The organism is Enterococcus sp. HMSC078F03 (assembly GCF_001811595.1).
GTDB classification, from domain to species: Bacteria; Bacillota; Bacilli; order Lactobacillales; family Enterococcaceae; genus Enterococcus; species Enterococcus faecalis.
In genome coordinates this window covers 1-26,975 of the sequence record NZ_KV805579.1, presented here as the reverse complement: position 1 = coordinate 26,975, position 26,975 = coordinate 1, and the positions used below count along the sequence as shown (strand labels likewise).

General features: G+C 39.2%; 24 protein-coding genes, 1 pseudogene and 1 other annotated feature. Of the genes and pseudogenes, 7 read left to right on the top strand and 18 right to left on the bottom strand.

The window, feature by feature from the left end:
- Positions 1-8 precede the first annotated feature (8 nt).
- The 4 genes from mreD to rpsO form a co-directional block, all read right to left on the bottom strand.
- Positions 9-518 carry a rod shape-determining protein MreD gene (mreD, locus tag HMPREF2810_RS10500; protein ID WP_002359075.1) on the bottom strand — a complete coding sequence of 170 codons (510 nt, stop codon included), beginning with the start codon at positions 516-518 and terminating at the stop codon, positions 9-11.
- Entirely contained in the window at positions 515-1,375 is an 861-nt protein-coding gene (gene mreC / locus HMPREF2810_RS10495; RefSeq protein ID WP_002383273.1) for a rod shape-determining protein MreC, read from the bottom strand. The genes mreD and mreC overlap by 4 nt, the downstream gene beginning before the upstream one ends.
- Positions 1,376-1,556: 181 nt before the next feature.
- Complete coding sequence (gene pnp, locus HMPREF2810_RS10485) at positions 1,557-3,671, bottom strand: polyribonucleotide nucleotidyltransferase (protein WP_002367402.1); 2,115 nt, start codon at positions 3,669-3,671, stop codon at positions 1,557-1,559.
- A gap of 186 nt (positions 3,672-3,857) precedes the next feature.
- Positions 3,858-4,127 (bottom strand): 30S ribosomal protein S15, encoded by a 270-nt coding sequence (gene rpsO / locus HMPREF2810_RS10480; RefSeq protein ID WP_002354983.1) that lies wholly within the window; start codon positions 4,125-4,127, stop codon positions 3,858-3,860.
- Between the two features lie 279 nt (positions 4,128-4,406).
- On the opposite strand from rpsO, the pseudogene def reads away from it, so the two are divergent.
- Both def and HMPREF2810_RS16260 read left to right on the top strand, forming a co-directional pair.
- Positions 4,407-4,889 (top strand): annotated as a pseudogene (gene def, locus HMPREF2810_RS10475) (peptide deformylase); the annotation flags it as partial.
- The gene (locus HMPREF2810_RS16260) at positions 4,876-4,944 is read left to right on the top strand and encodes a Loki-CTERM sorting domain-containing protein (protein ID WP_350028755.1); all 69 of its coding nucleotides are present in this window, start codon (positions 4,876-4,878) and stop codon (positions 4,942-4,944) included. The pseudogene def and the gene HMPREF2810_RS16260, both read left to right, overlap by 14 nt.
- A gap of 72 nt (positions 4,945-5,016) precedes the next feature.
- On the opposite strand, the gene HMPREF2810_RS10470 is transcribed toward HMPREF2810_RS16260, so the two are convergent.
- The 3 genes from HMPREF2810_RS10470 to HMPREF2810_RS10460 all read right to left on the bottom strand — a co-directional run bounded on the left by HMPREF2810_RS10470 (position 5,017) and on the right by HMPREF2810_RS10460 (position 7,331).
- Positions 5,017-5,793, bottom strand: a complete 777-nt coding sequence (locus HMPREF2810_RS10470; protein WP_002383269.1) for a Cof-type HAD-IIB family hydrolase — start codon at positions 5,791-5,793, stop codon at positions 5,017-5,019.
- Between the two features lie 9 nt (positions 5,794-5,802).
- Positions 5,803-6,456, bottom strand: coding sequence for a DNA alkylation repair protein (locus HMPREF2810_RS10465; RefSeq protein WP_010715463.1), 654 nt, complete (start codon positions 6,454-6,456; stop codon positions 5,803-5,805).
- A 71-nt stretch (positions 6,457-6,527) separates the two neighbouring features.
- Positions 6,528-7,331, bottom strand: coding sequence for a formate/nitrite transporter family protein (locus HMPREF2810_RS10460; protein ID WP_002365340.1), 804 nt, complete (start codon positions 7,329-7,331; stop codon positions 6,528-6,530).
- 324 nt (positions 7,332-7,655) lie between these two features.
- Here HMPREF2810_RS10460 and rpsD point away from each other — a divergent pair, with 324 nt between their 5' ends.
- From rpsD to lepB, 3 genes are all read left to right on the top strand, one after another.
- Entirely contained in the window at positions 7,656-8,267 is a 612-nt protein-coding gene (gene rpsD / locus HMPREF2810_RS10455; protein ID WP_002365342.1) for a 30S ribosomal protein S4, read from the top strand.
- 159 nt (positions 8,268-8,426) lie between these two features.
- A complete protein-coding gene (locus HMPREF2810_RS10445; RefSeq protein WP_002354975.1) occupies positions 8,427-8,975 on the top strand; it encodes a biotin transporter BioY in 549 nt (182 codons plus the stop codon).
- Positions 8,976-9,036: 61 nt separating this feature from the next.
- Positions 9,037-9,573: a signal peptidase I gene (gene lepB / locus HMPREF2810_RS10440; protein ID WP_002383266.1), complete on the top strand. Its 537-nt coding sequence runs from the start codon at positions 9,037-9,039 to the stop codon at positions 9,571-9,573.
- A 55-nt stretch (positions 9,574-9,628) separates the two neighbouring features.
- Here lepB and HMPREF2810_RS10435 read toward each other — a convergent pair whose 3' ends face one another.
- The 10 genes from HMPREF2810_RS10435 to HMPREF2810_RS10390 all read right to left on the bottom strand — a co-directional run bounded on the left by HMPREF2810_RS10435 (position 9,629) and on the right by HMPREF2810_RS10390 (position 22,523).
- Entirely contained in the window at positions 9,629-13,513 is a 3,885-nt protein-coding gene (locus tag HMPREF2810_RS10435) for a WxL domain-containing protein (RefSeq protein ID WP_002416291.1), read from the bottom strand.
- Positions 13,500-13,871, bottom strand: coding sequence for an LPXTG cell wall anchor domain-containing protein (locus tag HMPREF2810_RS10430; protein WP_010715464.1), 372 nt, complete (start codon positions 13,869-13,871; stop codon positions 13,500-13,502). The genes HMPREF2810_RS10435 and HMPREF2810_RS10430 overlap by 14 nt, the downstream gene beginning before the upstream one ends.
- Positions 13,872-14,251: 380 nt before the next feature.
- On the bottom strand, positions 14,252-14,863 hold the full coding sequence (locus tag HMPREF2810_RS10425) for a YktB family protein (RefSeq protein WP_002416537.1): 612 nt from the start codon (positions 14,861-14,863) through the stop codon (positions 14,252-14,254).
- A gap of 34 nt (positions 14,864-14,897) precedes the next feature.
- Positions 14,898-15,455 (bottom strand): GNAT family N-acetyltransferase, encoded by a 558-nt coding sequence (locus HMPREF2810_RS10420; RefSeq protein ID WP_002383262.1) that lies wholly within the window; start codon positions 15,453-15,455, stop codon positions 14,898-14,900.
- Between the two features lie 85 nt (positions 15,456-15,540).
- A complete protein-coding gene (gene pepT, locus HMPREF2810_RS10415; protein WP_002383261.1) occupies positions 15,541-16,761 on the bottom strand; it encodes a peptidase T in 1,221 nt (406 codons plus the stop codon).
- 21 nt (positions 16,762-16,782) lie between these two features.
- Positions 16,783-18,426 (bottom strand): peptide ABC transporter substrate-binding protein, encoded by a 1,644-nt coding sequence (locus HMPREF2810_RS10410; RefSeq protein ID WP_002383260.1) that lies wholly within the window; start codon positions 18,424-18,426, stop codon positions 16,783-16,785.
- 49 nt (positions 18,427-18,475) lie between these two features.
- Positions 18,476-18,721: a binding site (T-box leader), on the bottom strand.
- A 148-nt stretch (positions 18,722-18,869) separates the two neighbouring features.
- Positions 18,870-19,823 (bottom strand): iron chelate ABC transporter substrate-binding protein FitD, encoded by a 954-nt coding sequence (locus HMPREF2810_RS10405; RefSeq protein ID WP_002383259.1) that lies wholly within the window; start codon positions 19,821-19,823, stop codon positions 18,870-18,872.
- A 38-nt stretch (positions 19,824-19,861) separates the two neighbouring features.
- Positions 19,862-20,617, bottom strand: a complete 756-nt coding sequence (locus tag HMPREF2810_RS10400; protein WP_002354962.1) for an iron chelate ABC transporter ATP-binding protein FitD — start codon at positions 20,615-20,617, stop codon at positions 19,862-19,864.
- Positions 20,614-21,579, bottom strand: coding sequence for an iron chelate uptake ABC transporter family permease subunit FitB (locus HMPREF2810_RS10395; RefSeq protein ID WP_002383258.1), 966 nt, complete (start codon positions 21,577-21,579; stop codon positions 20,614-20,616). The genes HMPREF2810_RS10400 and HMPREF2810_RS10395 overlap by 4 nt, the downstream gene beginning before the upstream one ends.
- A complete protein-coding gene (locus HMPREF2810_RS10390) occupies positions 21,576-22,523 on the bottom strand; it encodes an iron chelate ABC transporter permease FitA (RefSeq protein WP_002383257.1) in 948 nt (315 codons plus the stop codon). Before HMPREF2810_RS10390 ends, HMPREF2810_RS10395 begins: the two co-directional genes overlap by 4 nt.
- 184 nt (positions 22,524-22,707) lie before the next feature.
- On the opposite strand from HMPREF2810_RS10390, the gene HMPREF2810_RS10385 reads away from it, so the two are divergent.
- Complete coding sequence (locus HMPREF2810_RS10385) at positions 22,708-23,160, top strand: YueI family protein (protein WP_002383256.1); 453 nt, start codon at positions 22,708-22,710, stop codon at positions 23,158-23,160.
- Between the two features lie 735 nt (positions 23,161-23,895).
- Here the strand turns inward: HMPREF2810_RS10385 and gshAB are convergent.
- Positions 23,896-26,166: a bifunctional glutamate--cysteine ligase/glutathione synthetase gene (gene gshAB / locus HMPREF2810_RS10380; protein WP_070635606.1), complete on the bottom strand. Its 2,271-nt coding sequence runs from the start codon at positions 26,164-26,166 to the stop codon at positions 23,896-23,898.
- Between the two features lie 170 nt (positions 26,167-26,336).
- Here gshAB and HMPREF2810_RS10375 point away from each other — a divergent pair, with 170 nt between their 5' ends.
- The gene (locus HMPREF2810_RS10375) at positions 26,337-26,837 is read left to right on the top strand and encodes a cysteine hydrolase family protein (RefSeq protein WP_048942145.1); all 501 of its coding nucleotides are present in this window, start codon (positions 26,337-26,339) and stop codon (positions 26,835-26,837) included.
- The last annotated feature ends 138 nt before the right edge of the window (positions 26,838-26,975 follow it).

Below are 26,975 nucleotides of genomic sequence, written 5' to 3'. Positions count from 1 at the left end.
TTCAATTTTTATTTTACGGAAAACAGTTTTTTCAGCGGATAAGATAAAATAACATACCACACCATGTTCAATAGCAATGTAGGGCCCAACACACGCGTAATAAATAAAATCGGGCTGACATCCGCTAAATGAAAGGCCACTTGAATCAGTACCGCAATCAGTTCATACAACGTGGTAAAAATAACGATCCCAAAAAAACCAGTTAGTAAATTTGTTTGAATTACTTCTTTAAATGTATACATCAACATAACCGAAATCGTCAGTGCGACTGTATAAATCCCGATAATGCCAATGTAGTAGCTATCGCAAATAAAGCCTAAAATTAACGAAGTAATTAATAAATAACGTTTAGAAAAATTAGGAACGGCAAACATAAACGCAAGTAATAACAGATGAGAACTGGCGAAGTAAACATTACTTGTCCACGTTTCAAAAGACTTTGTTAAATGAGCATCAATTAACATTAAGAAAAACAAGAGAATAGGTGTGACGTATTTTAAATACTCTTTCCGAATCATTCGCTTTCCCCTGCCGATCTTTTCACGACCGTCACAACGGAGATACCATAGACATCCGCATAAGGTTTCACATACACTTCACGATCTAAACCAAAACTATCTGGTTTCACTTTAATAACTGTCCCTACCGCTAAATCGGCTGGGGAATTACCACCTAAGCCAGAAGTCTGAACGACATCGCCTTCTTTCAGAGTGGCATCGCCAGTTAATTGTGACACAATTAATGCATTTGTCTTATTGTCGTAATTTTTAAGTAAACCAAACGATTCGCCATTTGCGGAAGTTACTCGCACAGGGAAATGGTTCGAGTTGACATTTTTAGACGTTAGTAGTTCCACTTTTGCAGTCGTTGCATTGACTTCAATGACACGCCCCACTAACCCTTTTTGCGCCATGACCGCCATGCCCGCTTCAATGCCGTCATTGGTTCCTTTATCGATAATTAATAAGTCTTGCCAAGTATCCGGCGAACGCGTAATGACATTCGCAGTTACTTTTTCATAGTTAGCTAACGTTTCGTTCAGATTCAATTCTTGTTTTAAACTATCAATTTCGCGTTTATAGTTATTGTTTTGGACAGCTAATTCATTATAGCTATCAATTTTTTCTTTTAGACGTTCATTTTCTTTAAACGTGTTAATTAAATTGCCCATTGAAGACAAGCCGTTTTCCACCACACGAGCTGGAAAAGAAATCACACGATCCACCATACTAACGCTATTGTTGACGCCACCTTGAACGACATTGGTTTTGCCTTTTTCAGAACGTTGCGCAGCAGTTAAACTAATAATGGTTACTAAAATAATGACTAAAATTAAGGTAATGATTATATTTTTATTTGGATTAAATTTTTTCACAAAGACACCCCAGATATTCTTCAGACTGATAGTATTAATTTTACCACTAATTGACTATAAACAAAAGAGTTGGCGATCGTCTTTAGCTTTTTTTATCATTTCTTTTTTAGGGCTTATTTTCAACGAAAAAACCAACGAAAAGAAAGGAAACTTCCTTGGTTTTCGTTGGTTTAAAAAGAAATTATTTTTCTTTGTTTTCTTCGTTTAATAATGCTTTTCTTGACACGTTGACACGGCCTTGTTTGTCAATTTCAGTTACTTTGACAAGGACTTCGTCGCCTAATTTCACGACATCTTCAACGTTGTTCACACGTTCGTTTGCTAATTGAGAAATATGGATCAAGCCATCTTTGCCTTTAATTAGGTTAACAAACGCACCAAATTTTTCAATGCGGACAACTTTTGCTAAGTAAACTTGGCCGACTTCGACTTCTTTGGTTAATTCTTCAATAATCTTGATGGCTTTTTTAATCATTTCAGCATCTGATGAAGCAATACTTACGTTACCGTCTTGATCGATATCAATCTTAACACCAGTTTCATCAATGATGCTGTTGATTGTTTCGCCACCTTTACCAATGACATCTTTAATTTTCGCTGGTTTAATTTGAATCATTTCAATTTTCGGTGCATATTGACTTAATTCTTCACGAGGAGCAGCAATCGTTGTTGTTAATTCTTCTAGAATTTCCATCCGTGCTTTCTTCGCTTGGTCTAATGCTTCCGTTAAAATTTGTTCTGTAATTCCTTGGATTTTGATGTCCATTTGTAAAGCAGTGATTCCGTCTTTCGTTCCTGCTACTTTAAAGTCCATATCGCCAAGGTGGTCTTCTAAACCTTGAATATCTGTTAAGATTGTATAGTTTTCGCCATCACTAACAAGACCCATTGCAATACCTGCAACTGGCGCTTTAATTGGCACACCCGCATCCATTAATGCTAATGTTCCCGCGCAAATACTTGCTTGTGAAGAAGAACCATTTGATTCTAACACTTCTGCTACTAAGCGGATTGTGTAAGGGAAGTCTTCTTCTGATGGAATAATTTGTGCTAAGGCACGTTCACCTAACGCACCGTGACCGATTTCACGACGACCTGGTGAGCCCGCGCGTCCTGTTGAACCAACAGAGAATTGCGGGAAGTTATAATGATGGATGAAACGTTTGCTATCTTGGACACCCAATCCATCGATAATTTGATGTTCCCCTAAAGGCGCTAATGTACAAACGGATAAAGCTTGTGTTTGACCCCGAGTAAATAAGCCAGAACCATGCACACGTGGTAAAATACTTACTTCTGATGATAAATGACGAATTTCGTCTAATTTACGGCCATCCGGGCGAATCTTATCGATCGTGATTAACTCACGTACGACATCTTTTTCAAGATCTTCCGCAATTTGTTTCACTTCTTTTAGTAATTGCGCTTCTTCTTCGTGTTCCGCAAATTTTTCAGCGTAAACTTCTTTGACTGTATCTTTTACTTTGTCAATTTCAACTTCACGTGCTAATTTTTCTTCCGTCATTACGGCTGTTTTCATTGTATTGTAGTACGCATCAAAAATTTCTTTTTTAAGATCAGCGTCCACTTGTAATAAGTCCACGTCCATTTTTGGTTTACCTACAGCGGCAACGATTTCTTCTTGGAACGCCACTAGTTCTTTAATGGCATCAAAACCGAAAAGTAAGGCACCTAACATATCTTCTTCTGATACTTCTTTAGCACCACTTTCAACCATGTTGATGGCTTCTTTTGTTCCAGCAACAGTTAATTCAATATCTGTTTGTTCCGCTTGTTCTACCGTTGGGTTTAAAACATATTCGCCATTAATACGACCAACGTCAACACCAGCAATTGGTCCATCAAACGGAATATCTGAAATTGCTAACGCTAAGGAAGACCCAAACATTGCAGCCATTTCTGGTGTACAATCTTGATCCACACTCATAACGATGTTTGTGATTTGGACTTCGTTACGGAAGCCTTCTGAGAACATTGGACGAATAGGACGGTCGATTAAACGAGCGGTTAATGTCGCACGTTCACTTGGACGACCTTCACGTTTAATGAAGCCACCAGGAATTTTTCCTACCGCATACATTTTTTCTTCATAGTTTACAGTTAATGGGAAAAAGTCTACATCTTTTGCTTCTTTAGAGGCAACAGCAGCACTTAAAACGACCGTATCGCCGTAACGTACTAAGACAGCTCCATTGGCTTGTTTGGCTAATTGGCCGATTTCTACTTCTAGTGGGCGGCCGCCCCAAGTTGTTTTAAAGACTTGTTTTTCTGTCATAATTCTTCTCCTTTACTCTTGCTCTTTGGAAAAGTCAGACGGCTACTAAACAAATGAAAAAGTAACAAGTCGTTGTTGCTCTTTCATTTGGTTAGTAGTTCCTAAAAACTTTCCAAAGAGGACCTTCAATAGTGACAATAAGATAAAAAGCGAGATTCTGATTGAACCTCGCTTTATACGTAATGATTAACGACGTAATCCTAAACGTTGGATCAATTCGCGGTAACGTTGGATGTCAGTTTTACGTAAGTAAGCTAACAAGTTACGACGGTGACCGATTTTTTTCATTAAACCACGGTAAGAATGGTGATCTTTTTTGTGTGTACGCGCATGTTCGTTCAATTGGTTAATGTCTTCAGTTAAGACAGCAATTTGTACTTCTGGAGAACCAGTATCTCCTTCATGACGTGCGTATTCTTTAATGATTTCGTTTTTTCTTTCTTGTGAAATTGCCATTTGTTCCACCTCTTTCTCTATTATTCGTCTGATCACTGAGTGAAGCGTTGGTGACTCGCTAAACCAAGTGATAGATGGTGTGTTTCCACACAAGCTTACTTTACAGGAAACACCGCTAAAATGCAAGCTTAATCTCTATTATTCGACAGTTTTTTTAAACAATCTAGCCCCTTTTTTGGTGATTTTGTGATACACTAAATGGTGGTAAACAACTGATTATTTCAGCGCATGAATAAATAAAAGAAGAATTTTTTTATGTTTCAAAGGAGGAACCATTGAATGATTACAATGAAAGATATTATTCGTGAAGGGAATCCCACACTTCGTGCTGTGGCAGAAGAAGTGCCTGTCCCTATCACTGAGGAAGACCGACAATTAGGTGAGGACATGTTGACTTTCTTAAAAAATAGTCAAGATCCAGTCAAAGCCGAAGAATTACAATTACGTGGTGGCGTTGGTTTAGCTGCACCACAATTAGATATTTCTAAACGAATTATTGCTGTCCATGTTCCTAGTAACGACCCAGAAAACGAAACGCCTTCATTAAGTACGGTGATGTACAACCCTAAAATTTTGAGCCATTCTGTGCAAGATGTATGTTTAGGTGAAGGGGAAGGCTGTTTATCTGTCGATCGGGATGTGCCTGGGTATGTCGTTCGTCATAACAAAATTACCGTCAGTTATTTTGACATGGATGGCGAAAAACACAAAGTTCGTTTAAAAAACTACGAAGCGATTGTGGTTCAACATGAAATTGATCATATTAATGGCATCATGTTCTACGATCATATTAACAAAGAAAATCCATTTGCTTTAAAAGAGGGCGTTTTAGTCATCGAATAAAGAAAAAAACTGCGCCGTTTGTCTGAAAACAAACGGCGCAGTTTTTTTAAATGGCCTTCATTTCTTTTAAGGCTTTCCAAATGCCATCATTATCATTGGTATCTGTGACCATTGTGGCCACTTCTTGAATGGAAGGACTCGCGTTGCCCATTGCGACGCCAATCCCTGCATGGCTTAGCATTTCTCGGTCATTTTCGCCGTCCCCAAAGGCAATGATATTTTTTGCATCAATGCCCACACGTTTGGCTAAATACGTTAACGTAGCTGATTTTGAGCCATCTTTAGGCACAACATCTACGCTATGTTGGTGCCAGCGAATAAAGCGAAATTCTGGGTATTCTTCTTCAAACGTACACTGATCTTCTGCGTCATAAAATGCCAACGCTTGGTAAATATCATTTTGACGGTAAAAGTGTTCATCATAAGCAGGTGAATGAAAATGAAAAGAGTTCATCGCAATTTCCATTTTTTCAGCACGGTGCTGGTTGCTCTTCTTAATATCATCTAAGCCCACACAAGCAAATCCTAAGCCGCGTTGATCACTGTCTTGTGCCAAACGTTCCAACGCTTCAGCATGCAATAAATTTTGATAATATTGCTCATGATCCACAAAAGCCGCAGCGCCATTACATAATACGTAATTGGTAAAATCTAAATCCCAAATCACCTCTTGCGCCATATAACGACTTCTGCCAGTTGCCAGCGTAACTAAGTGTCCTTGCTCCCGCAATTTTGCTAGCGCTTCTCTCGTGCTATCCAATGCTTTCTTCTCCGAATTTAACAACGTCCCATCAATATCAAATGCAAAAAGTTTTCTTTCCATCATTTCTCCTTATTCGCTCGCTTTCGCTAAATATTTACTGCCTTCTCGTTGTGCTAAAGGACTCAACACTAATTCATTCATCAATTCCTCGACCCATTGCGGATTCGTTTTACTATATTGGCGTAATGACCAGCCAATCGCTTTTTGAATGAAGAACTCCTCTGTAGTTCTATCATAAATAATCGCCTTTTTCAACAGGTCCTGATTGGTCTTTTCTTTCAACATCAACTGTAAATTCAGCGCAACACGCCGATTCCAGAAATTTTCAGCGCCATAAAAAAGGGCAAAAATCGTTGGCAATTCAGTCAGATGCAACGCCACCCACGACCCAAAAAATTTTCGCCAAGCATCCACACTATCCCACCACGCTTTTTGTGGAACATAGGCTTTAAACGCTACGACCTCTTCTAATGAAAATCTCCGAACATTTTGAAGGGCTAAATCAATAGCGACATACTGATATTCTCGTTCTGTTTTTTGATAGTAAGCCTCAATCTCTTGGCATAATTTTTCCTTTGGCCACGTATGACTTTCTTTTAAAAGTTGTTTACTTAACGCTTGACGTTCTGGGGCGGGGATGCCTGCAAAAACAAATTGGTGTTTCATATAAGCAGACATTTTTGCTGCTGTTTCTGGGTTCTTCTGAAATTGAAGTGTGTCCATTCCTTCGCTCCTCATAATAAAAAAACTATACTAAAACAGTGTACCATGTTTTAGTATAGTTGGTTGATCAATTAATCAAAATACGTTAAGTTTTTGTTGTCTTTATCTAACCAGGCATAGCCGAGACCCATAATTAAGCCACCACCGATAAAGTTACCGATAAAGGCCCAGAACAGATTATGAACAACATTACCAGCTGTGAAAGCTTCAATTGCGCCGTTTGAAGCAAAGTAAGCTAAACTGAAGGCTGGGAAGTTGGCAATCACGTGTTCAAAACCAAGGAACGCAAAGATAAAGATAATGAAAATAATGGCCGCGACTTTGCCGGCGTCATCTTTCATTCGCATACTCACTAATACGGCTGTATTAACCACAATATTGGCGAACATAGCTTCAACTAAAATTTGCAGGGTGGTTTTTTCTAATTTTCCAGCAATTGACGTAAAGAAGAAACTATCTTTTGGTAAATCTTGGAACGGCACCGTAAGTGATACCAAGAAACCAAATAAGACACCACCAATTAAATTGAATAAGATACAGGTAAATAAAATTTTTGCAGCTAAGGAAAAGTTGACTTTTTTACGATAGACGCCAACAGTCATGTACAACATATTAGAGGTACCAAGTTCGGCATTCATATATAAAATCATCACAAGTGACCAACTGAACATGAAGGCGTAAAGCATTTTCCCTAAACCATGAGAAATTCCTTCTCCTTTAATTGCGATTGCAAAAGCAACGGCTGTTCCCAACGTTAAAAATAGACAAGCAAGCATTGCACGAACAGCGTAGCGGGAAAAGCTGTTTGAGAATAAATTCACTTTCTTGTCGATGGATTTATCAATTTGTTCAAACAATGGTGAACCAGACTTCATTGTAAACTCCCTTTCATTCCGTTTTCAACTTATATTTTCAAAACATCTCCTCTTATTCTAATGAGGAAAAGTGTTTTTGTCTACCTTTTTTTTCAGATTTCACTTTAAAACCTTGACGTTTCCTATCCTATTAAGTATACTAGATTTTGTGTAAAATAATTGCAGCAGAAGAATAATAACTCGTCAACAGTTCATTGCCAAACTTGGTTCAACTGCGTAACCGCGGCTGCAAAGGCGAAGGTTGAAGAATGAACTGAACGAATATGAATTTTTCATCTAATTATTTTACTCCAAAAAAACATTTATTTATTGGAGGAATTTTTAATGTCTCGTTATACTGGACCATCATGGAAAGTATCTCGTCGTCTAGGTATCTCTTTATCAGGTACTGGTAAAGAACTAGCTCGTCGCCCTTACAAACCAGGACAACACGGACCTAACAGCCGTGGTAAAGTTTCTGAATACGGAATGCAATTAACTGAAAAACAAAAATTACGTCATATGTATGGCATGAACGAACGTCAATTCCGTACGTTGTTCATTAAAGCAAGCAAAATCAAAGAAGGTAAACACGGTGTTAACTTCATGGTTTTACTAGAACAACGCTTAGATAACGTTGTTTACCGTTTAGGTCTTGCAACTACTCGTCGTCAAGCACGTCAATTAGTTAACCATGGCCACATCACTGTAGACGGCAAACGTGTTGATATTCCATCATACCACGTTGAAGTTGGTCAAGTGATCGGTGTTCGTGAAAAATCTCAAAACATCTCAACAATTAAAGAAGCAGTTGAAGCAACTGTTGGACGTCCAGCATTCGTAAGCTTTGACACTGAAAAATTAGAAGGTAGCTTCACTCGTTTACCAGAACGTGATGAACTTTACCCAGAAATCGACGAAGCACTTGTCGTTGAATACTACAACCAAAAACTTTAAGATTTCAAAAGGTCGAACTACGGTTCTTACCTTCTTTCAAAACCTTGCCTTTCTTGGCAAGGTTTTTTTCTTTGCCCTCTTTACAAAATTGTTTACTTCCGCTAAACTATTGTTAACCAAATAAAAATAATTGGTTAACAATAGAAAGTGAGGCTTCTTATGAATAAAGCATCGTTACGCTCCTTAATTTTAGCAGCAGAATTCGCTGTGATTATTGCTGTACTTTCACAATTTACAATTCCATTGGGGATTGTCCCCTTAACTGGACAAACATTTGCCATCGGCTTAACCGCTACCGTTTTGGGCAAGAGAACGGGGACCTACGCTATTTTAATTTACTTCTTATTAGGATTAATTGGTCTACCCGTTTACGCTGGGATGTCTAGCGGGTTCGGTGTACTCTTTGGACCAACTGGCGGCTATTTAATCGGCTTTATCTTTAACGGCTTATTAACTGGTTATATTTTAGAAAAAACAACCTTTAACTATACTTGGGCCATTATCGCAAATATTGCTGGCGCCTTAGTTACCTTAGTTTTCGGTATGATTTGGTTGAAATATTCCGCAAATCTGCCGTGGCCAAATGCTTTCGCTGGCGGGTTTGCTCCGTTTATTATTCCTGGTATCATCAAGGCTGTCGCAGCTGCTTATGTTGGTATTTTAATTCGCCAACGCTTTATGAAACGTTTTTTAGCACACCTTTCTTAAGGGGAAAACTTTTTTCTTTTCCTTGTCTGTAGTACACTAAAAGGACAAAGGAGTGAAGTCCATGTCCTCATTATTAAAACGATTGGTTCAGTTGGTTTTGTTAGTCGGCGCTGTCTTGCTGATTCGACACTATGTGTTCTCCCCTGCTGCGGTGAATGGCTCTTCAATGGAACCAACACTTCATAACAACGACCGTTTATGGGTGACTTCGATTAAAAAGCCACAACGCTTTGATATTATCGCTTTTCCTAGTCCTCGCAACGGCCAACGAGTAGCCAAACGTTTAATTGGTTTACCTGGCGAAACAGTCGAGTATCGTGATGATACCCTTTATATTAATGGTGTATCACTCAGTGAAGATTACTTAGCAAGTGCTAAACGAAATGTCTCTAAAAATGAAAATTATACCCAAGATTTTACCTTAGAGACCTTAGAAGCCACCCAATCCCTGACCGTTCCAGAAGGCATGTATTTTGTCTTAGGCGATAATCGCCCGCGCTCAGATGACAGTCGTTACTTTGGCTTTGTAAAACAAGAGAGCGTGGAAGGTGTTTTGACTTTTCGTTATTATCCATTAGATAAAATTGGCTTTCCATAAAAATAATAAACCACCCTCAAAAAGTTAGACTTTTTGAGGGTGGTTTATTATTTTTTTAAGGTCCAGTGACTAAGTTCCACGTCACCGTCCCTTGATATTTCTCATTTATTTTTCCTTGATTGGCTGGGACGTCTAATTTCACGCTAGCAAAATCAAAATCTAATTGGTAGACATCATTACCTGTAAATTGGTTATTAAGAATTACTGGTGTAGATGTACCGTCACTCGTCAAAGTTAAGGCTTTCGTAACCCCCACTTTATTCGTTGATTCTGTGACTTGGTTATAGTTTTCGATTGCTGCAACATCCGCATTGCCTAATAATAAGCGCGTACTTGTTGGCAAACTATCGGTAGATGCTTTGAGCTGTGATAATTGTGCTGTCAACTGCCAATTGGGTTGGCTTTTCTTGATCCGCAAGTATGGATTACGCGTACCATTCCCATAATAATCGGCTGCTTTTTTCAGACCGTACTGTTTGGCACTACTGCTAATCGTAATTTTCCCAAAATCAAACGTTGGTGTACTAATGAAACCTTCTTCTACTGGCGCAGGCGTAATCGTTTGATCTTCGCCTTGAATACGCACAAAGTTACTAGCTGTCACTGCAGAAAAGTTCCCGCTAGCTGTCATTTCTGCGGTTAAAAGTTGCCTTGGTTCTCCAGTGATTTTCGCTGTGTTCACTGTCACTAAAGCTTCACCATTCACCGGAATTTCCACACCCAAGTTAACTCCTGTGCGCCATTGTTCTGCCGTCACTGGGATAATTTTTGATGTACTACCAATGCGAACAGCTAATTGAGTCGGCGCCGAAATACCTGCCGCCCATTTGGCCGTTGGTGCTAGTTTAATATTGGTCAACGGAACTTCACTGGTGTTTTTTAGTCTAACTGTCCAAACCATAGAAGATCCGTTGGGAATCACTTCTAGTAACCGACTAACAGTCATTTCTGCCGTTGGTTGGACTTCCTCATAGACTGCTGTCATGTCATCCTTGTCATCGTAAGTCACGGCATAACTTGGCGTTTTCGTGGTTTCCAACGCAGTTTTATCAATACCTTTGTACCAACCTTTGAACTTATAAGATTTGTCTCCTGCGGTATACGTATCTGGCAAGGCATTGGCACTCGTGTAGGTGAAGCTATTGCTTGTCATTGGTATTTGTTTACCTTGCGTAAAACCTGTTGGTGGTGTAATTTTGGCCCCCGTTGCATCGACAAAATTTTCAGTGACTTGTTTTCGTGTAATTTTATAGTTTATCGTTTGCTTGTAGTCACTAGTTCCATCAAAACCAAATAGTCTTGGTTTGGAATTTGCACTGGTTAAAAATAACAGATTAGGTAGGATATCTCTTGATAATCCTGATTGGCCCCACTTGGCCTTAACAGAAAAAGTATTGTTCGTTTCCTTGTTAAGCGTTGTTTCAAAGCTATTTAAACTAGTCGTTGCTGCATCTGACAGAAGGTTGGTGCCAATGTCACTAATCGTATCATAGTCGTACAACGTAATGGTTTTCGTTGTTGCTTCCACTTTGTCAACGTACTTCAATTCATTCGTAATACCAAAGTTATTCAACGCAAATCCTCTATTTAAAACACCTGTTGCTGGATCAGGTAAAAGCTCATAATTATTAGGAATCAAGACGTTTTGCTTTGTTTCTACTTTATAGCGATTAGCAACGGTTGCCTCTTTACTTCCCGCCATTGGGTAAAGTGAACCCGTCGCTTCAAAGGGACTAGTAGCGTTTTTTCTAAGAAATTCTGTATAGTTTCCAGAAAGCGTAAGAGGGTTCGTGAACGCTTTGCCTTGTTCATCGACAAACTCCGCGTAGAAGCCAGGGTGAACAGTGGTTTCTTGCACTTCTTCATAGATCGCTGTCATGTCGTCTTTGTCATCGTAAGTGACGGCGTAACTTGGTGTTTTCGTGGTTTTCAGCGCTGTTTGGTCCGTGCCTTTGTACCAGCCTTTAAACTTATAGTTTTTGTCCCCTACTGTGTAGGAGGCTGGCAAGGCTTTGGCACTGGTGTATGTGAAGTTATCACTATCAATCACTGTTTGTTTTCCTTGAGTGAAGCCTGTTGGTGGCGTGATTTTAGCGCCCGTGGCATCTACAAAGTTTTCGGTAACACGGCGGTTTTCTAGATAATAATAGGTTGGATCATCATCATTAGAAATAACCACAAAGCCACTCGTAGATGACCTATATGCCATCCCTAAAGCGGTAAATCTTGTATTCGTTGGGCTAACATTATATCGTGCTTCCGCCAGTAAGAACTGAGTAGGGTCTGTCAAAGCGAATAAATCTTGATAGGTCAAATCATTAGAGGCCTCAGGATCTAAAACATTGGTGATAAAATTCTTTCTGCGAATACTAGCCACCGGATAAACTTTGGCCGTTTTAGAATAATACGTCCCTGGGCTTTTCGCTAACGATTTATAGTACTTTGGAATCGTAAACACTGAGGTTTTTGCTCCATAAAAACTGAAACGCGTATCAGTCACGCCATAGAATACTTTCTCAGGAATCGTATATTCTTTTACCATGCCATTATCTTTACCAGTAATTTCCCCAATAATTTTTGGTGTTTCATCTGTTACGTATTCTTGAATTTTCCCTTTTAAAGAAATTCCACTTGGATTGACTAAATTTCCTTGCTCGTCAACAAAACTAAATTTAAACGTTTGTGCTGGTAAAGTTGTCGCCTCACCTAAATCCTCATAGACCGCTGTCATGTCGTCTTGGTCATCGTAAGTGACAGCATAACTTGGTGTTTTCGTGGTTTTCAGGGCTGTTTTGTCAGTACCTTTGTACCAGCCTTTGAACTTGTAGGCTTTGCCGCCTGCTGTGTACATGTCTGGCAAGGCTTTGGCACTGGTGTATGTGAAGTCATTACTCGTAATGCTTGTTTGTTGCCCTTGCGTGAAACCAGTTGGCGGTGTGATTTTAGCGCCCGTGGCATCAACGAAGTTTTCGGTGACTTTTTTATAAGTAGTTGTTAAGTCAATATCTTGTTGCACAGCAAGATATTGTAACCCAGTTTGCTTTCCTTGATAAGTTGTCCTTAATTCCGCTGCAAACCCTGCTGAATAGTAGTTACCCCATACTTGATACTGTGGTTGCTGAAGGGTATAGCTATTATTTGTTTTAACTAATTTAATATCATATGGGAACCCTGCTATACTAAATGGCCAATACCTGTTATATATTCCTGAATTTGCTACTTCAATAGTGTCAATATATTGGGGAACTGTCAGAATAGGATCCTTCAAATAATATGCGGACATATCTGCCCAATAATGAAGATAATTGACGTCTATAGTTTGACTAGGTATTAATATATCCAGCCCTGTAGTTGTCGGTACATTTGGCACTGGTATTGTTTGGAAATTAGTAGTGAAAGGACTTGTTTGCATAGATTGCCTCCATCTATCTAATCCCATCTCAGAAGTTAATTGAAAATCTTCCATATTTAAAGTCGTCTTATCTTCCGAAGCAATATTGATACTAAAGCGATACTCTGGTACTGTATAGCTTTGATCTTGTGCCGGAAAAGACTTTGACTCTGATTCGAACCATGTAGAAAGTTCTGATACTTTGCCAGCTTCTTTTACCCCAACCGCTCGTTCCGAACGAACGGTTGGCTGAGCTTCTGCTTCTTCCTGCTCCTCTTTCACTGGCATGTCTTCCTTCTTTTCTACTGCCACTTCTGCTTGTTTCTCTGTTTCCTGTGTTACTTCTTCTTGACTTGTTTCAGTCGTTGCTTCACTGGTTGTTTGCGTTTCACTACTTGCTTGTGTTTCTTCTTTCACACTACTTTCGGCGGTCGGACTACTTTCAATCATCACGGTTTCCGCAACTGCCGTCACGCCCGAAAAGGCATTCACTAGCAAAGAACTACATAAGCCAATAGCTGCAAGACGTTGCCATTTATTTTGCTTCATGTCGTCCCCTCTTTCTATGTACTATTGCTACAAGGCCAAGTACGACGAAGCCAAGTATGCTAAGATTGGCCTGACTCTTGCTTCCTGTACGCGGTAGTTGTTTGTCGCCAGTGGTAGGGGTACTTTGACCGCCTGCCACACCTGCTTGATTAGTTCTCGTCTGTCCCGATACTTGCCCCTTAGGACTTGACGCGTCTGTTTTCGGTGAGGGCTTTTCTTTCGGAGCTACTTTCGGGGGTGCTTTTTTGTAAAATTCAATCCCCACCGAACTAGAACCACGTTCAGACGCTTCAGCATTTATAAAAAAACTAGGGGAAAATAGTAGGCACGCAAGTACTAAATAACGCTTTTTTTTCATTTAAAAACCTCCTTTAAATCAACAATCACTTTGAGCTTTTATTTCCTCATGCTCAAAGAACCTTTTTTTATACCTCCATGATAACAAAGAAACAGCTTTTCAAAACACCATTATTTTCCATTTGACAATCCTATTTTTCACAAGTCTCTTATATAGCAAGCCTTTCCCGCTTCGTTATTTAAAGATATCCTTTGAAAATGATTGTCAAAACACGTCCATTCTTTAGAAAACGCCTTTAATTTCTTAAAGTTTTACTAGTAAAACTTTAGAAAAGCTCACAATGTTAGTGTTGAACACTAACATTGTGAGCTTTTCTCATTTTTGACGCTTGAACAATTAAATAAAATAACACTAAAACACAAAATAACTGTCTGTTTCTCTTATTGGGCAACAGCCAATTGGTACAATGGCAGGAGTTGTTGGTAGGTTGCCAACATATAAGCGCGTGCTTTTTCAGGGCTTTGCCATAAAGCACTATCTTTGGGAATGATGCGCCCGATTTCAAATTCCCCTTTTTTTACATCTCTAAAACGAGTTAAGGCTTTTTCTAAATCCGTGTCTGGCAGCGGAGTAATTTGAGGAACCGTATGATCCAAGGAAACATACGTATCTTCTGGTAAAGCTTGGAATAATGGCTGATTCTCTAAAAAGGCTTGCGCAATCTGCTTTTCATTTTTAGGATTATCAATGAATGACAACCACATAAACACATAGTCGCCCCAAATGCCTAATTGAAAATGCGGCTGCATTTTATACCCGCGCTTATTCGGACTAAGTGCGGACCAAGTATTTTCTGGTGGATATACGGTGCGACGGCGATGTTGCGCAATATGGACAAACAACTCCGTTCCTAGTTCAGGCGCTAGTTGTTCGGCAAAATACGTGTCTAATTCTTGAAAAATCGGTTGAATTTGCGCACGGATAACCGCCATTCGTTCATCTAATCCAGCAACTTCAAAGGCTGCGAATTCTTTTTCTGTAAACATCAACATTTCTCTAATTCCTCTCTCAACTTGTCTTCCGCTTCTATTTTTGTCGGTTTTGCCATGTTTCCAGTGTCATCCCACGATAAACATCTGTGACAATTTTCCCTTTACTAATTCGGGCATTGGGTAGTGTTCCTTCGTAGGTAAAACCAATTTTCTCCATGACACGACCAGAAGCTGGATTGTCTTGATCATGTAAAGCAAAGATTCTCATGAGTTTCATTTTTGCAAAACCCAGTTCAATTAACGCCGTCGCGGCTTCAGGCATGTAGCCATTGCCCCAAAAGGCACGGTTCAAGACATAGCCTAATTCTCCAATATTATTGGTTTCATTGACCCGCAAATCAATCGTGCCAATCATTTTGCCCGTTTCTTTCACTTCAATCCCATATTTTCCTAAAGGTTCCCCCATAAAATATTTCGCAATACTGGCTCTTGTTTCTTCTTTGGTTTCATTTTTAGGAAACACAAAACGCGTCGTTTCTTCATCTGAAGCATATTCAAATAAATCATCTGTATCTGCTAATGTCACTGGTCGTAAATGCAATCGTTCCGTTTCCAATTGTTGGTTTTCTGCAAAAATCAATGGATAATTCATGAGCAAAACTCCCTACTTTTCTAAATACTTTACCGAAAAACAGCGAAACACGCAAGGAAAGTCGGCATTTTCCTTGCGTGTTTCTTTAATTAGCGTTTAGGCGAATGATGGCAATGATTGTTTGAACAGCTTTGGCCATTGATTCAACGGTAATAAATTCATATTGCCCGTGAAAATTTTCGCCTCCTGTAAATAGATTAGGCGTGGGAATGCCCATGAAAGAAATCTTAGAACCATCTGTCCCGCCACGAAAAGGTGTGATAATTGGTTCAATGTCACAACTTTCCATTGCTTGGACGGCTAATTCCACAGGGGTCCAATCTTTTTCGATGATTTCCTTCATATTATAATATTGGTCTTGGAAAGTAATTGTTAGTCTGGGTTTATCCGCCAGCGCATTTAAACGTTGAACTTGTTTTTCCAAAAATTGCTTTCTCGCTTGAAAGTTTTCTCGATCATGATCCCGAATGATATAGACAAGTTCTGCTTTTTCAATACTTCCTGTAAATTTATTGAGTAAATAAAATCCTTCATTTCCACGTGTTTGTTCTGGCACTTCCTTTTGCGGCAGTGATTGATCAAGTTGTTCGCCTAATTTAATGGCATTTACTAACGAACCATAGGCCGTTCCCGGATGGACACTGGTTCCCTCAATTGTTATCACAGCTTGAGCAGCGTTAAACGTTTCATACTCGAAATGCCCCACGCGGCCACTGTCGATTGTATACGCAAAAGCGACTGGGAAGTTCGGCGCATCAAATTGATCGGCCCCGCGTCCAATCTCTTCATCTGGACCGAAAGCGAGCCAAACATCCCCCCGCGCTACTTCTGGATGTGCCAAAAAATACTCAACAGCAGCTAAAATCTCGACAATTCCCGCTTTGTCATCTGCTCCTAAAAGTGTGGTTCCGTCTGTAGTAATCAACGTTTCCCCTTGATACTCTTTTAAATTGGGAAATTCAGCAACCGATAAAACGATGCCTTGTTCTTGATTCAAGAGGACATCTTGGCCATCATAATTAGTGATGACTTGTGGACGGATGTTTTCTGCTGAAAAATCCGCCGTATCCAGATGTGCAATCAAGCCGATGCTCTTCGCTGCAGGTTGGTTACCAGGCAACCTTGCCGTTAAAAAACCGTTTTGTTCGTTATAATGCACATCGGCCAAACCTAATTCATGCAGTTCTGTTTCAATCATTCTTGCTAAAACCACTTGCCCGACCGTCGTCGGTGTGGTTTGACTGTTGGCATCTGAACGGGTGTTAACTTTCACGTAAGTTAAAAATCGTTCGACTAATTTTTCCATTTTTTACTCCTTCTTCCTGAATCATTCTGTTAAATAAGCATTGCGCAAGTGGAAATAATCCCCATACAAGTGATAACTAATGCCTTTCAATTTAGGATTGATTAGATAATTTGAGGCACTTTGATACAGCGGTACTTGGGCAGCATCTTGGTTCAACAAGATGTCTTCCGCTTCTTTGTATTCTGCAAACTGTTTCTCTGGATTATTGGCATTAATCGTTCGTGCATCTTCTACCAGTTGGTCGTATTTGGCATTATGATAATTGCCATAATTGTAACTTGATTCTCCTGCATATAAGTTAAAGTAAGAGTCTAATTCACTACTGCCGGCAATCCAACCTGAAAGAGACAACTCGTAATTTTTTTCACGTCGCGATTGGTTCACATTATTACTTGGTTGCGATGAAATGGTAATTTCTAAACCTGGCAGATTTTCTTGTAACTGACTTTGAACATATTCCGCAATTCGTTTTCCTTGATCTGTATCTGCCGCTAGCAAGGAAAGTTTCACTTTTTTACCGACATCCGCCTGGGCTTTCGTCCATTCAGCTTGAGCTTTTTTGATGTCATTTTTCAAATATTCGCCACTGTAAGCTCGGAAATCTTCATCTGTTTCTGGGTTCGCATAAAGTTTACTTGGAATCAATCCGTTGAGGGGTTTTGACCCATCGTTTAAGACACTTTGTGTTAAGGCTTCTTTATCAATTGCTTGGCCAATCGCTTTTCGTAAATGAACATTCGCTAATGGCGTTCCTTCTTTTTTGTTGAAATCTAAGAAGTAGTTGGCCACATCTGGATGACTGACATAGCCTGGATCCTCTTGATATTGTTGAACATATTGTCCGTTAATGCGAACTAAGTCTAGTTCATTCGCTTGATATAAGTTAATCCCAGTATTATCTTCTTTGATTGTACTAACCGCAACTTCTTCCAGTTTCACTTGATCCGCATCATAGTATTCTGGATTTTTTTTCAATGTCCAAGTATCTGAAGTCGCATCCCAATTGGCTAGCGTAAATGGCCCGCTATAAAGTAAATGTTCACTATCCAAGGCGTAATCTTTACCTTGCGCTTCGACAAATTTTTGATTTTGTGGCGCTAACCAAGCAATCGAAACGACTGCTAAGAAGGAAGGTTGGGCCTGTTTTAATTCAACAATGAATTCTTTGTCATTAGGGGCTGAAATCCCTAATTCATCGACTGACTTTTCACCGTTGCGTATTTCAAAACTATTTTTAACACTGTCTAGTAAATAGGCATTCGGTCCAATCGTCGCTGGTGTCACCAGTTTTTTCCAAGAATAAACAAAATCTTGGGCCGTGATTGGCTCGCCGTTGCTCCACTTAATCCCTTCCCGCAAGGTAAAGTGGTACTTGCGCCCATCGTCACTAATCTTGACATCTTTTGCTAGAGCTGGCACCGTGGCACTATCATCATCAAACCGATAAAGGCCTTCAAATAAATGTTGTGCCATTGTAAAGGTATTTTTATCTGTTGTTTGTGTTGTATCCAATGTTGAGATTGGTGCAGGTGAACTAATACTGATTTTTTGTTCAGCTGCTAAATTTCCCGAATCTACTTTCTCTGCCGCTTCTTTGGTTCCGCCACATGCGGCTAAAAGAAACCCTGTTGCAATCAAACCTACTACTTTTTTCCCCAATTTCATGTTGTTGCCCCCTCATATTTTTTAAACAAATAAAAAAAGCATTCGTCCTAAAAAGGACGAATGCTTATGCAATCGCGGTACCACCTTTGTTGATCTCTTCGCTAAAAAAGATCCGCTCGTTTCCAGTACAATCATACTGTAGCGCTATAACAGGCGCACCTGAATTGGTTTAAGCAAACGGCTTCAACCAACCTGTTCAAAGGCCATTTTCCCCTTTAACGTCACTACCTCTTCTCACCAAACGAGGCTCTCTGCAAGCTATTTTAAAAAGTACTTTCCTTCTCATCACATTTTGTTCTTTTATTTGTTTCATCAATCATACTGATTTACGGATAGTTTAGCAAACATTTTCGAGGCCGTCAACCACATTTTTAATTTAAAACTTTTTTGTTTTTCATCAAAAAAAAGAAAAGAGGTTTCAATCCCTCTTTTCTAAAACAATGTTACTCTAATCCTTTTTTAACATCTTCTATCATCAAATGCATTGATTCTAATCCACCACCGCTTAGATACCAAACATCTGGTTGAAGCATAATGACTTTATCATTTTTACCAGCATCGGTTTTTTGAATCAATTCGTTTGTAGCGACGTTATCTTTTGAATCGTCGCCACCAATTGCTTTGGTGCGATCTACCACAAAGAGAATCCCAGGATTTTTTTCTAAAACATATTCGTAAGAAACACTTTGCCCATGAGTGGAAGCTTCAATCTTATCGTCTGCTGCTTTGAAGCCAAATGTATCATGAATTAAACCGAAACGAGAGCCTTTTCCGTAAGCGGAAAGTTGTCCTTCGTTAACTAACACAACAAGCGCATTATTCGCGCTAGCTTCTGCTTGTTTTTTCACGTCAGCAATTTCTTTTTCTAAGCCGGTTATTTTTTCTTTAGCTACCTCTTCTTTACCAAAAATAGTGCCTAACGTTTCAATATTTTGTTTCGTTGATGCCCAAGGATTTTTGGCATCTACAGCTAAGTAAATGGTTGGCGCAATGGCTTTTAATTGTTCTTGATAATCTTGTTGACGACCAGAAATAATAATTAAGTCTGGTTTTAGTTGATTGATTTTTTCTAAATCTGGTTCTTTAATGCCGCCTGCTGATTCAACTTTTTGGTATTTTTCCAAATACGCAGGGATATTTTTGGTTGGCGCACCTACCACGCGGTCACCAACACCTAGTGCATCCATTGTATCCAAGGAACCATTATCAAAAACAACGACTTTCTTAGGATTTTTGGGAACGGTTAATTGACCATTGGTGTCTTTGACTGTGACTTCCGTTTTAGCTGCTGTTTCTGTTGTTGCAGAATCTGCTGTTTTTTTATTTGTTTGACAAGCACTTAACATTAACAGTCCCATCATTGAAACTGCCATCATTGCTAAAAATTTCTTTTTCATTCTTTTCCTCCAAAAACGTTATTTTTAAATTGCTCGATTTAGTGATAAAGACAAAAGCGTTTTCCTTCAATTTCACAAATCCGGATATTCATTTCATAAAGATCATTTAAAATACTTGTTTGAATAACTTCCTCTGTTGCGCCATGCGCATAGAGCTTTCCGCCTTTCATGGCGACAATTTCATCTGCATAGCTTGCGGCAAAATTAATATCATGTAGAACAATCAGAATTGTTTTTCCTAGTTCATCCACTAAGCGTTTAAGAATCTGCATCATTTGAACCGCATAATTCATGTCGAGGTTATTTAAGGGCTCATCCAATAAAATATAATCGGTATCTTGGGCTAAAATCATGGCAATATACGCCCGTTGTAATTGCCCTCCAGAAAGGGTATCAATGTATTCTTCCGCCATTTCAGTTAAGCCCAATTGTTCCAGTGCTTCTGTTACTTTTTCATGGTCAGCGCTTTTTAAGCGACCTTTGGAATAAGGAAAGCGGCCAAAATTGACCAGTTCTCGCACAGTTAATTTAAGTTGTACACCGTTGGCTTGTTTTAAAAGGGCAATTTTTTGTGAAAAAGCCGATTGCTTCCAGGTTTTTACTTCTTGCTTGTCCAGATAAATTTCCCCGGTATCTTTGGGAATTAAGCGACTCATCATGGCTAGCAGCGTGCTTTTCCCAGCGCCATTCGGCCCAATAAAGGCCGTTAATTTGCCTTCAGAAATAGGTAAATCAATGTCTGAAACGACAAATTTATCGCCATATTTTTTTGATACATCACTCATCTGGATCATGTGCGTTGCTTCCTTTCTGCAATAATTTTCCATATAAAATAAATGCCCCCAACAAATTGAATCACCACACTGAGCGGGGTATTCAAATGAAAGACCTGTTCAACCATCAATTGACCAAACACCAGTAAAAAGACTGCTATTAAACTCCCTGCCACAAACAGTTCTCGGTGGCGATAGGTTTTCATGAATTGATAACTCATATTGGCCACGATAAAACCTAAAAATGTAATCGGTCCCACTAATGCTGTTGATAAGCCGACCAGACTACTGATCAAACACAACAACACTAATTGAAACTGATTCACAGCAATCCCCAAATTCTGGGCTTGATGGTTCCCTAAATGTAAAACGTCTAAACGGTAACTTTCCCGCCAAAGTATCCCACAAATCATGAGTACCGCCACACCAACGAAAACGAGATACTGACTATTGACGTTACCGAAACTGGCAAACAACTTTCCTTGGAGTAAGTCGTATTCGTTAGGATCCATAATCACTTGTAAAAACGTACTGATACTACTGAAAAAAGTACCTAAAATCATGCCAATCATCAATAATAAAAATAAATCGGATTGATTTTTGCGTAATAGAAAATACGATAAACTAGTACTTAAAAACACCATTAAAAAGACGTTCATCAAAAACGAGCCAAGACTTACTTGACCTAACGCTTGTGCGCCTCCTAAAAGAAAAAATAACACCGTCTGCACAAAGACATACAAGGAATCCATCCCTAAAATGTTTGGCGTTAGGAAATGATTTTGCGTGACTGTTTGAAAACTAATGGTTGAAAAAGCCGCAGCGATTCCGACAAAAATAAAAGCCAATAACTTTTTGCCTCGTAACGCCAAAGCAAAGGACCAATTGCCATACGTGTTATAAGTTAAATAACAAAGACTCACAATTACTACGGCAGCTAAAAGCAAAAGTAATGAAAGCCATTTTTTTAAAGGCCGTTTCATCGTTTGCGCCCCCTTAGTAATAATAAAATGAACAAAATGCTCCCTAATGTTCCGACAACCACGCTGACAGGAATTTCATAAGGGGCAATCAATACTCGTGCTAAAATATCACAGATTAACAAGAACAAACTCCCACAACTCCCAGTTAACCACAAGGTATTTTTCATATGATCGCCATAATGTAAAGACACGAGATTGGGAATCACAACCCCTAAAAACGGAATATTCCCCACCATCAATAAAACGATGGCACTTGCTAAAGCAACCAGCGTCAAACCTAAAAACTGAATTCGCTGGTAATGGACGCCAAGACTATTTGCAAATGCTTCACCCATACCAACGACAGTGAAATGATAAGCAAATAAATAAATAACAAACCACAAAGGAATCATTAAAAATAACCATTCATAATTCCCTTTCATAACTGTGGAAAAATTTCCTTGTAACCAAGCAGACATATTTTGAACCAATTGGTATTGATAGGCAAAAAATGTGGCAATTGAGCCTAGAATGTTACCAAACATCACGCCCACCAAAGGGACCATCACTTGATTCTTACTTGGTAATAATCGAATGAGCGCTAAGAATAATAAGGTCCCGCTTAGCGCAAAAATAAAAGCAATTGCCGTTCGATAGAGAAACGGAGCTGTTGGGAAAAATAACATTGCAACTAAAATACCCAACCTTGCACTATCGGTTGTTCCAGCGACACTAGGAGCGACAAATTTATTTTGTGTGAGTTGCTGCATAATCAATCCAGAAATACTCATCGTACTACCAGCAATGATTAAACTCAACGTGCGGGGAACACGGGTGGTAAATAAAACAAATTGTTGCTGCGCATCTAATTGAAACAACTGAGAAAGTGCAATGTCCTTCACCCCTATCACTAATGACAATAAGCTGAAAAGTAATAGTAGAACAAACAAACCAATCTTTTTCATGAGAAAACTCCATTTTTATTTAATTGAGAATGATTCTCATTCTTAATTACAGTGTATGAGAAAACCATCACAAATGCAACCACTTTTTTTCCTTTCTTAAAAACTTCTTCTCAAGCCGACTGACCAACGACTTATCTAAGATATGCTATAATGGAGGGAAACGTTAGGAAAGGAGTGTTACTGAATGGCGAATGATGACTTACAACAACGTCTGGATAAAGGAATGTATGGTACGCCCCTCGTCAATCCTGAAGAACAACACAAATACATGGGCACATTTCGTGAACGCTGCCGTCTCTCCATGACCGTCGCTGAAATGAAAGATGCACAGAACCAACAACATTTATTAGAAGAATTAGCGAAGCATCCTGAAGTTACAGTACTTTTAAACGGCGAAATCTCTTCTGACCTGCAAAGTACCTATATTAAATTATTAAATCAGCATGGCGCAACCTTTAAGATTGTTAACAATTTTGTGGAGAACAACCCTGACTCTCTCGGCTTACTGCTAGCTGAAAAACATGCAGTCGATGAACCTGTGATTGACGTTACAGAAAAATATCCTCAAGCAACCGAAACGCCAAAAGAAGAGCCAAAAGCTAAAAAAGGCTTCTGGCAAAAACTATTTCACTCATAAAAAGCTCAAGAAAAGTTATGAGTCATTGGATTGTTTAAACATAAGTTATGAGCGCTTCCATTTATAATAGAATTGTGCTATTATAAAGATGAAAAAGAGAGGTATGCGGGTACATACCTCTCCTTTATACCAGCGCCAGTTATAAGAACTGGTGGCTTACTGAGTTAAATTTTTGTTACTATTTAACCGTTCGGCCTGTCAAGCTTATGAACGGTTATTTTTTATTGTTTTTCGTTGCTTCAAGGATACCGAAAATCAGTAACGCAACAAACGCTAATCAGCTGAACAAAAGCAACACTACGCGTTGCTTCGATCTCAACAACTTCTAAGAGCTAAAGCTCTAAGAGTTGAAGGTCCTTCGGAAATAAGCCGAAATTGTTGAGAATCACGAAGAACGTAGTGATTCGATGATGAATAATACCTACTTGGTCTCCAAAAATTGAAGAACTATTTTCGGAAATTCCTTCTTATTTCTCGGAGCTAAACGCTTTCGCCTTAGCCTCAGAGCAAAACTAATCATCAATTCCAATGCCGCTTCGATTGACAAAAAAATGCTCCTTTCGTTAAAGTGCATCGGATACACATAGGCATCACCTGCCTCTCTAACTCAGAGCCACCGTCATACAACTTTCATTGGTAATAGCTTTAGTATAACCTATTGGGTTCACCAAGAAAACGTTTTTATAAAGAATACCGCCAAAAAATCTATTATGACTTTTTTGGCGGTATTCTTTTTTATTGAACCACTTCTGGGTATAAAAGTTTTAAAACGTCCATTGTTAAACGGCGTCCTTTTCCAGCGTAAGGATACACATGCATGTGCATGGCTGGATTAAAGTTTGCTTCGATAATCCCGTACGTTAAGCTATCACGTGTGCCTTTTACGTCTTTGTCAGGAATGATTAAATCAATGCCACAAATTTTGGCTCCTAAAGCAGCTACGGCCTCAATGGCGATTTGTTTATAACTATCATCAATGACATCGGTCATATCAATCGAATCCCCGCCCGTGCTAACATTAGAATTTTCTCGCAAGTACACGATTTGCTCTTTTTCTGGCACAGAATAGATAGTTAAACCTTGTTCTTTCAACATTAGTTTTTCTAAATCATTTAACTGGATTAATTCTAGTGGTGCACGGTGATTGGTTCCCCGCAATGGATCACTATTTTTAGCGGCCACCAATTCTTCTACAGTATGTTTGCCATCTCCGGTAACATTGGCTGGCACGCGCAACATGATGGCTTTTACATCATTATCTAACACAAAGAACCGATATTCTGTTCCAGGTAAAAATTCTTCAATTAAAACCGCTGTGTCCTCTTTAAAAGCAATCCGTAACGCTTCCGTAAAGTCTTCCAACGAAGCGCCTTCTTTAAAAATGGTAATTCCTAAACCGTAATTCGTTGATTTTGGTTTCACGACAAACGCTTTATTGGCATAGCGCAAATGTGCTTCTTGTGCCTCAATAAAAGATGAAAATTCTTCACCGCCAGGCACATGGAAACCTGCTGCAGACAAAATTTTCTTTGTCACGGTTTTGTTTTCCATAATCAATGGTACCACGTAGTTATCTTTGCTAGTCATGTTGGCATTTTTGACGTATTCAATGTGCTCGCCATGTTGCAGTTTCAAAAATTGCTCTTGTTCATCTAAAATTTCGATTTCCAAACCTTTTTGAATCGCATCAAATAAGAAAATTTGTGTGGATAATTCCATCTCACGGAAACCAGCTAATTGATAAGGGCGTTCAAAGGCCATACTTTGATATTGGTTTCCAAAAATATTTCCCAGTTCACTGTTGGAGTTTTCTTGAATAATCGTCCACATTTTGCCAGAAACGGTGTCTTGTGGATTCCGCAGTTGTTGATAATACTTACCGACAACTTCTTTGCCTTTGCGAATGCCTAGAGCATCTAACATATCAATCATTTCTGAAAAAATCCGATCGCCTTCTGCAATTAACTTAATCGTTTCATGAGGATGACCAAGAGCCACTTGTTCATTAAAAATATCGCCAGTTTTTACCCATTCATCCGCTTCTTCTTTTTCATCTGTCCACAATAAATACAACATGAAATAATGTAAGAAATCCACGGTATCTTCCACAATGCCTAAACGTGAAAAAGGATTTAAGTCTAAATTACGCAACTCGATATAGCGAATACCTGTTTTAGGCAGATCAGACATTTGTTTCCCGCCACGTAAGCGCACAGGCGCATAAAATTCTTTTTCTTCAGAAAGTAAACCATTTTCCACCATGCGATGAATATCTTCTAAATAGCGTTCCAATGAGGCATACGATACTTTCACATTGTCATGATTTCTGTAGCCATACGTACTATTCCGAATACTGCGAATAGGTTCTTGCGGTTGGTCGTCGTAGACCCTAAAGTAGCCGTCTTCACTAACTGGCGAAGCCCCAAAAAGATACGTAATTAACCAACGATAACGTAAAAAGTTACGGGCAACTTTCATGTACACTTTCGTTTTAAATTGTTTGCAATCTGTCACTTCGGATTGTTCATCATATAATTGCTGAATCAGGGCTTGGTCATATTCAAAATTAAAATGAATTCCGCTGACCATTTGTTTTCGTTTGCCATACTCTTTTGCCAAATAACGACGATATAACACCGCATCATATTGATCTAATTTAGCAATTTTAATCTCTTCATCTTTTGTTGGTAATTGTGGCGGCATACTTAATGGCCACAACATTTCATCTTCTGGAATCGAACGACGAGCAACATCGTGAATGGCATCTAAAAAACGAAGCCTTTCTGTGCCGCTATTTGCTACAGGCGTGATTAGTTCTAATTGTGTTTCACTAAAATCTGTTTGAATATATGGATGATAAGAACGGTTACCAAAAACCATGGGATGATCAGTTGTCGCTAAAAGCCCTTCTCGTGTACTACGTTGGTTTTCTTTTTCTAAACCAAAACGAGCCATCAATACGTAAGGACGAACATTTTTCTTTTGCATTAATTCTCTATAATTCATCTTGTCGCCTTTCTTTCTACAAACTATCTGTTTCTCTTACTATTATATAGGAAAACGAGTAAATATGCTGTTTTTTTGAACGTTCACTTGGGAATTTTCGAGACACTTTTAGAGAGCGCCTTTTTCCGTTAGACTGAAAACAACTAGTTTATAGAAAGTGGGGATTGCTCATGAAAAATCGTGCATTACTTTTAATTGACTTTCAAAAAGGCATCGAAAGTCCGTCGCAGCAATTGTACCGTCTGCCAGCAGTGTTGGAAAAGGTCAATCAGCGTATTGCTGTCTACCGCCAACACCATGCGCCCATTATTTTTGTTCAACATGAAGAAACCGAATTACCTTTTGACTCAGACTCTTGGCAACTTTTTGAAAAGCTGGATGCACAGCCCACAGATTTTTTCATCCGCAAAACGCACGCGAATGCCTTTTACCAAACAAATTTAAATGATTTACTGACGGAACAAGCCGTTCAAACGTTAGAAATCGCTAGTGTCCAAACCGAGTTTTGTGTGGACACTACAATTCGGATGGCTCATGGTTTAGGCTATACGTGTTTGATGACACCGAAAACCACTTCCACCTTGAATAATGGACATTTAACCGCGGCACAAATTATCCAACATCATGAAGCTATTTGGGCTGGCCGCTTTTTGACTTTTTTGAGCCTGTGACAAAAATCACTTTGGATTTTTGTTCCGGGCTCAAAACCTGATAAACGGCGGGAACCGAAGCAACACTACGCGTTGCTTCGATCACAACAACTTCTAAGAGCTAAAGCTCTAAGAGTTGCGATGTTTCACTGTGAAGCA

Coding starts and splice junctions, on each gene's coding strand:
- mreD (WP_002359075.1), bottom strand. CDS start 518: ATGATTCGGAAAGAGTATTTAAAATACGTCACACCTATTCTCTTGTTT.
- pnp (WP_002367402.1), bottom strand. CDS start 3,671: ATGACAGAAAAACAAGTCTTTAAAACAACTTGGGGCGGCCGCCCACTA.
- rpsO (WP_002354983.1), bottom strand. CDS start 4,127: ATGGCAATTTCACAAGAAAGAAAAAACGAAATCATTAAAGAATACGCA.
- HMPREF2810_RS10470 (WP_002383269.1), bottom strand. CDS start 5,793: ATGGAAAGAAAACTTTTTGCATTTGATATTGATGGGACGTTGTTAAAT.
- HMPREF2810_RS10465 (WP_010715463.1), bottom strand. CDS start 6,456: ATGGACACACTTCAATTTCAGAAGAACCCAGAAACAGCAGCAAAAATG.
- HMPREF2810_RS10460 (WP_002365340.1), bottom strand. CDS start 7,331: ATGAAGTCTGGTTCACCATTGTTTGAACAAATTGATAAATCCATCGAC.
- rpsD (WP_002365342.1), top strand. CDS start 7,656: ATGTCTCGTTATACTGGACCATCATGGAAAGTATCTCGTCGTCTAGGT.
- HMPREF2810_RS10445 (WP_002354975.1), top strand. CDS start 8,427: ATGAATAAAGCATCGTTACGCTCCTTAATTTTAGCAGCAGAATTCGCT.
- lepB (WP_002383266.1), top strand. CDS start 9,037: ATGTCCTCATTATTAAAACGATTGGTTCAGTTGGTTTTGTTAGTCGGC.
- HMPREF2810_RS10435 (WP_002416291.1), bottom strand. CDS start 13,513: ATGAAGCAAAATAAATGGCAACGTCTTGCAGCTATTGGCTTATGTAGT.
- HMPREF2810_RS10430 (WP_010715464.1), bottom strand. CDS start 13,871: ATGAAAAAAAAGCGTTATTTAGTACTTGCGTGCCTACTATTTTCCCCT.
- HMPREF2810_RS10425 (WP_002416537.1), bottom strand. CDS start 14,863: ATGTTGATGTTTACAGAAAAAGAATTCGCAGCCTTTGAAGTTGCTGGA.
- HMPREF2810_RS10420 (WP_002383262.1), bottom strand. CDS start 15,455: ATGAATTATCCATTGATTTTTGCAGAAAACCAACAATTGGAAACGGAA.
- pepT (WP_002383261.1), bottom strand. CDS start 16,761: ATGGAAAAATTAGTCGAACGATTTTTAACTTACGTGAAAGTTAACACC.
- HMPREF2810_RS10410 (WP_002383260.1), bottom strand. CDS start 18,426: ATGAAATTGGGGAAAAAAGTAGTAGGTTTGATTGCAACAGGGTTTCTT.
- HMPREF2810_RS10405 (WP_002383259.1), bottom strand. CDS start 19,823: ATGAAAAAGAAATTTTTAGCAATGATGGCAGTTTCAATGATGGGACTG.
- HMPREF2810_RS10400 (WP_002354962.1), bottom strand. CDS start 20,617: ATGATCCAGATGAGTGATGTATCAAAAAAATATGGCGATAAATTTGTC.
- HMPREF2810_RS10395 (WP_002383258.1), bottom strand. CDS start 21,579: ATGAAACGGCCTTTAAAAAAATGGCTTTCATTACTTTTGCTTTTAGCT.
- HMPREF2810_RS10390 (WP_002383257.1), bottom strand. CDS start 22,523: ATGAAAAAGATTGGTTTGTTTGTTCTACTATTACTTTTCAGCTTATTG.
- HMPREF2810_RS10385 (WP_002383256.1), top strand. CDS start 22,708: ATGGCGAATGATGACTTACAACAACGTCTGGATAAAGGAATGTATGGT.
- gshAB (WP_070635606.1), bottom strand. CDS start 26,166: ATGAATTATAGAGAATTAATGCAAAAGAAAAATGTTCGTCCTTACGTA.
- HMPREF2810_RS10375 (WP_048942145.1), top strand. CDS start 26,337: ATGAAAAATCGTGCATTACTTTTAATTGACTTTCAAAAAGGCATCGAA.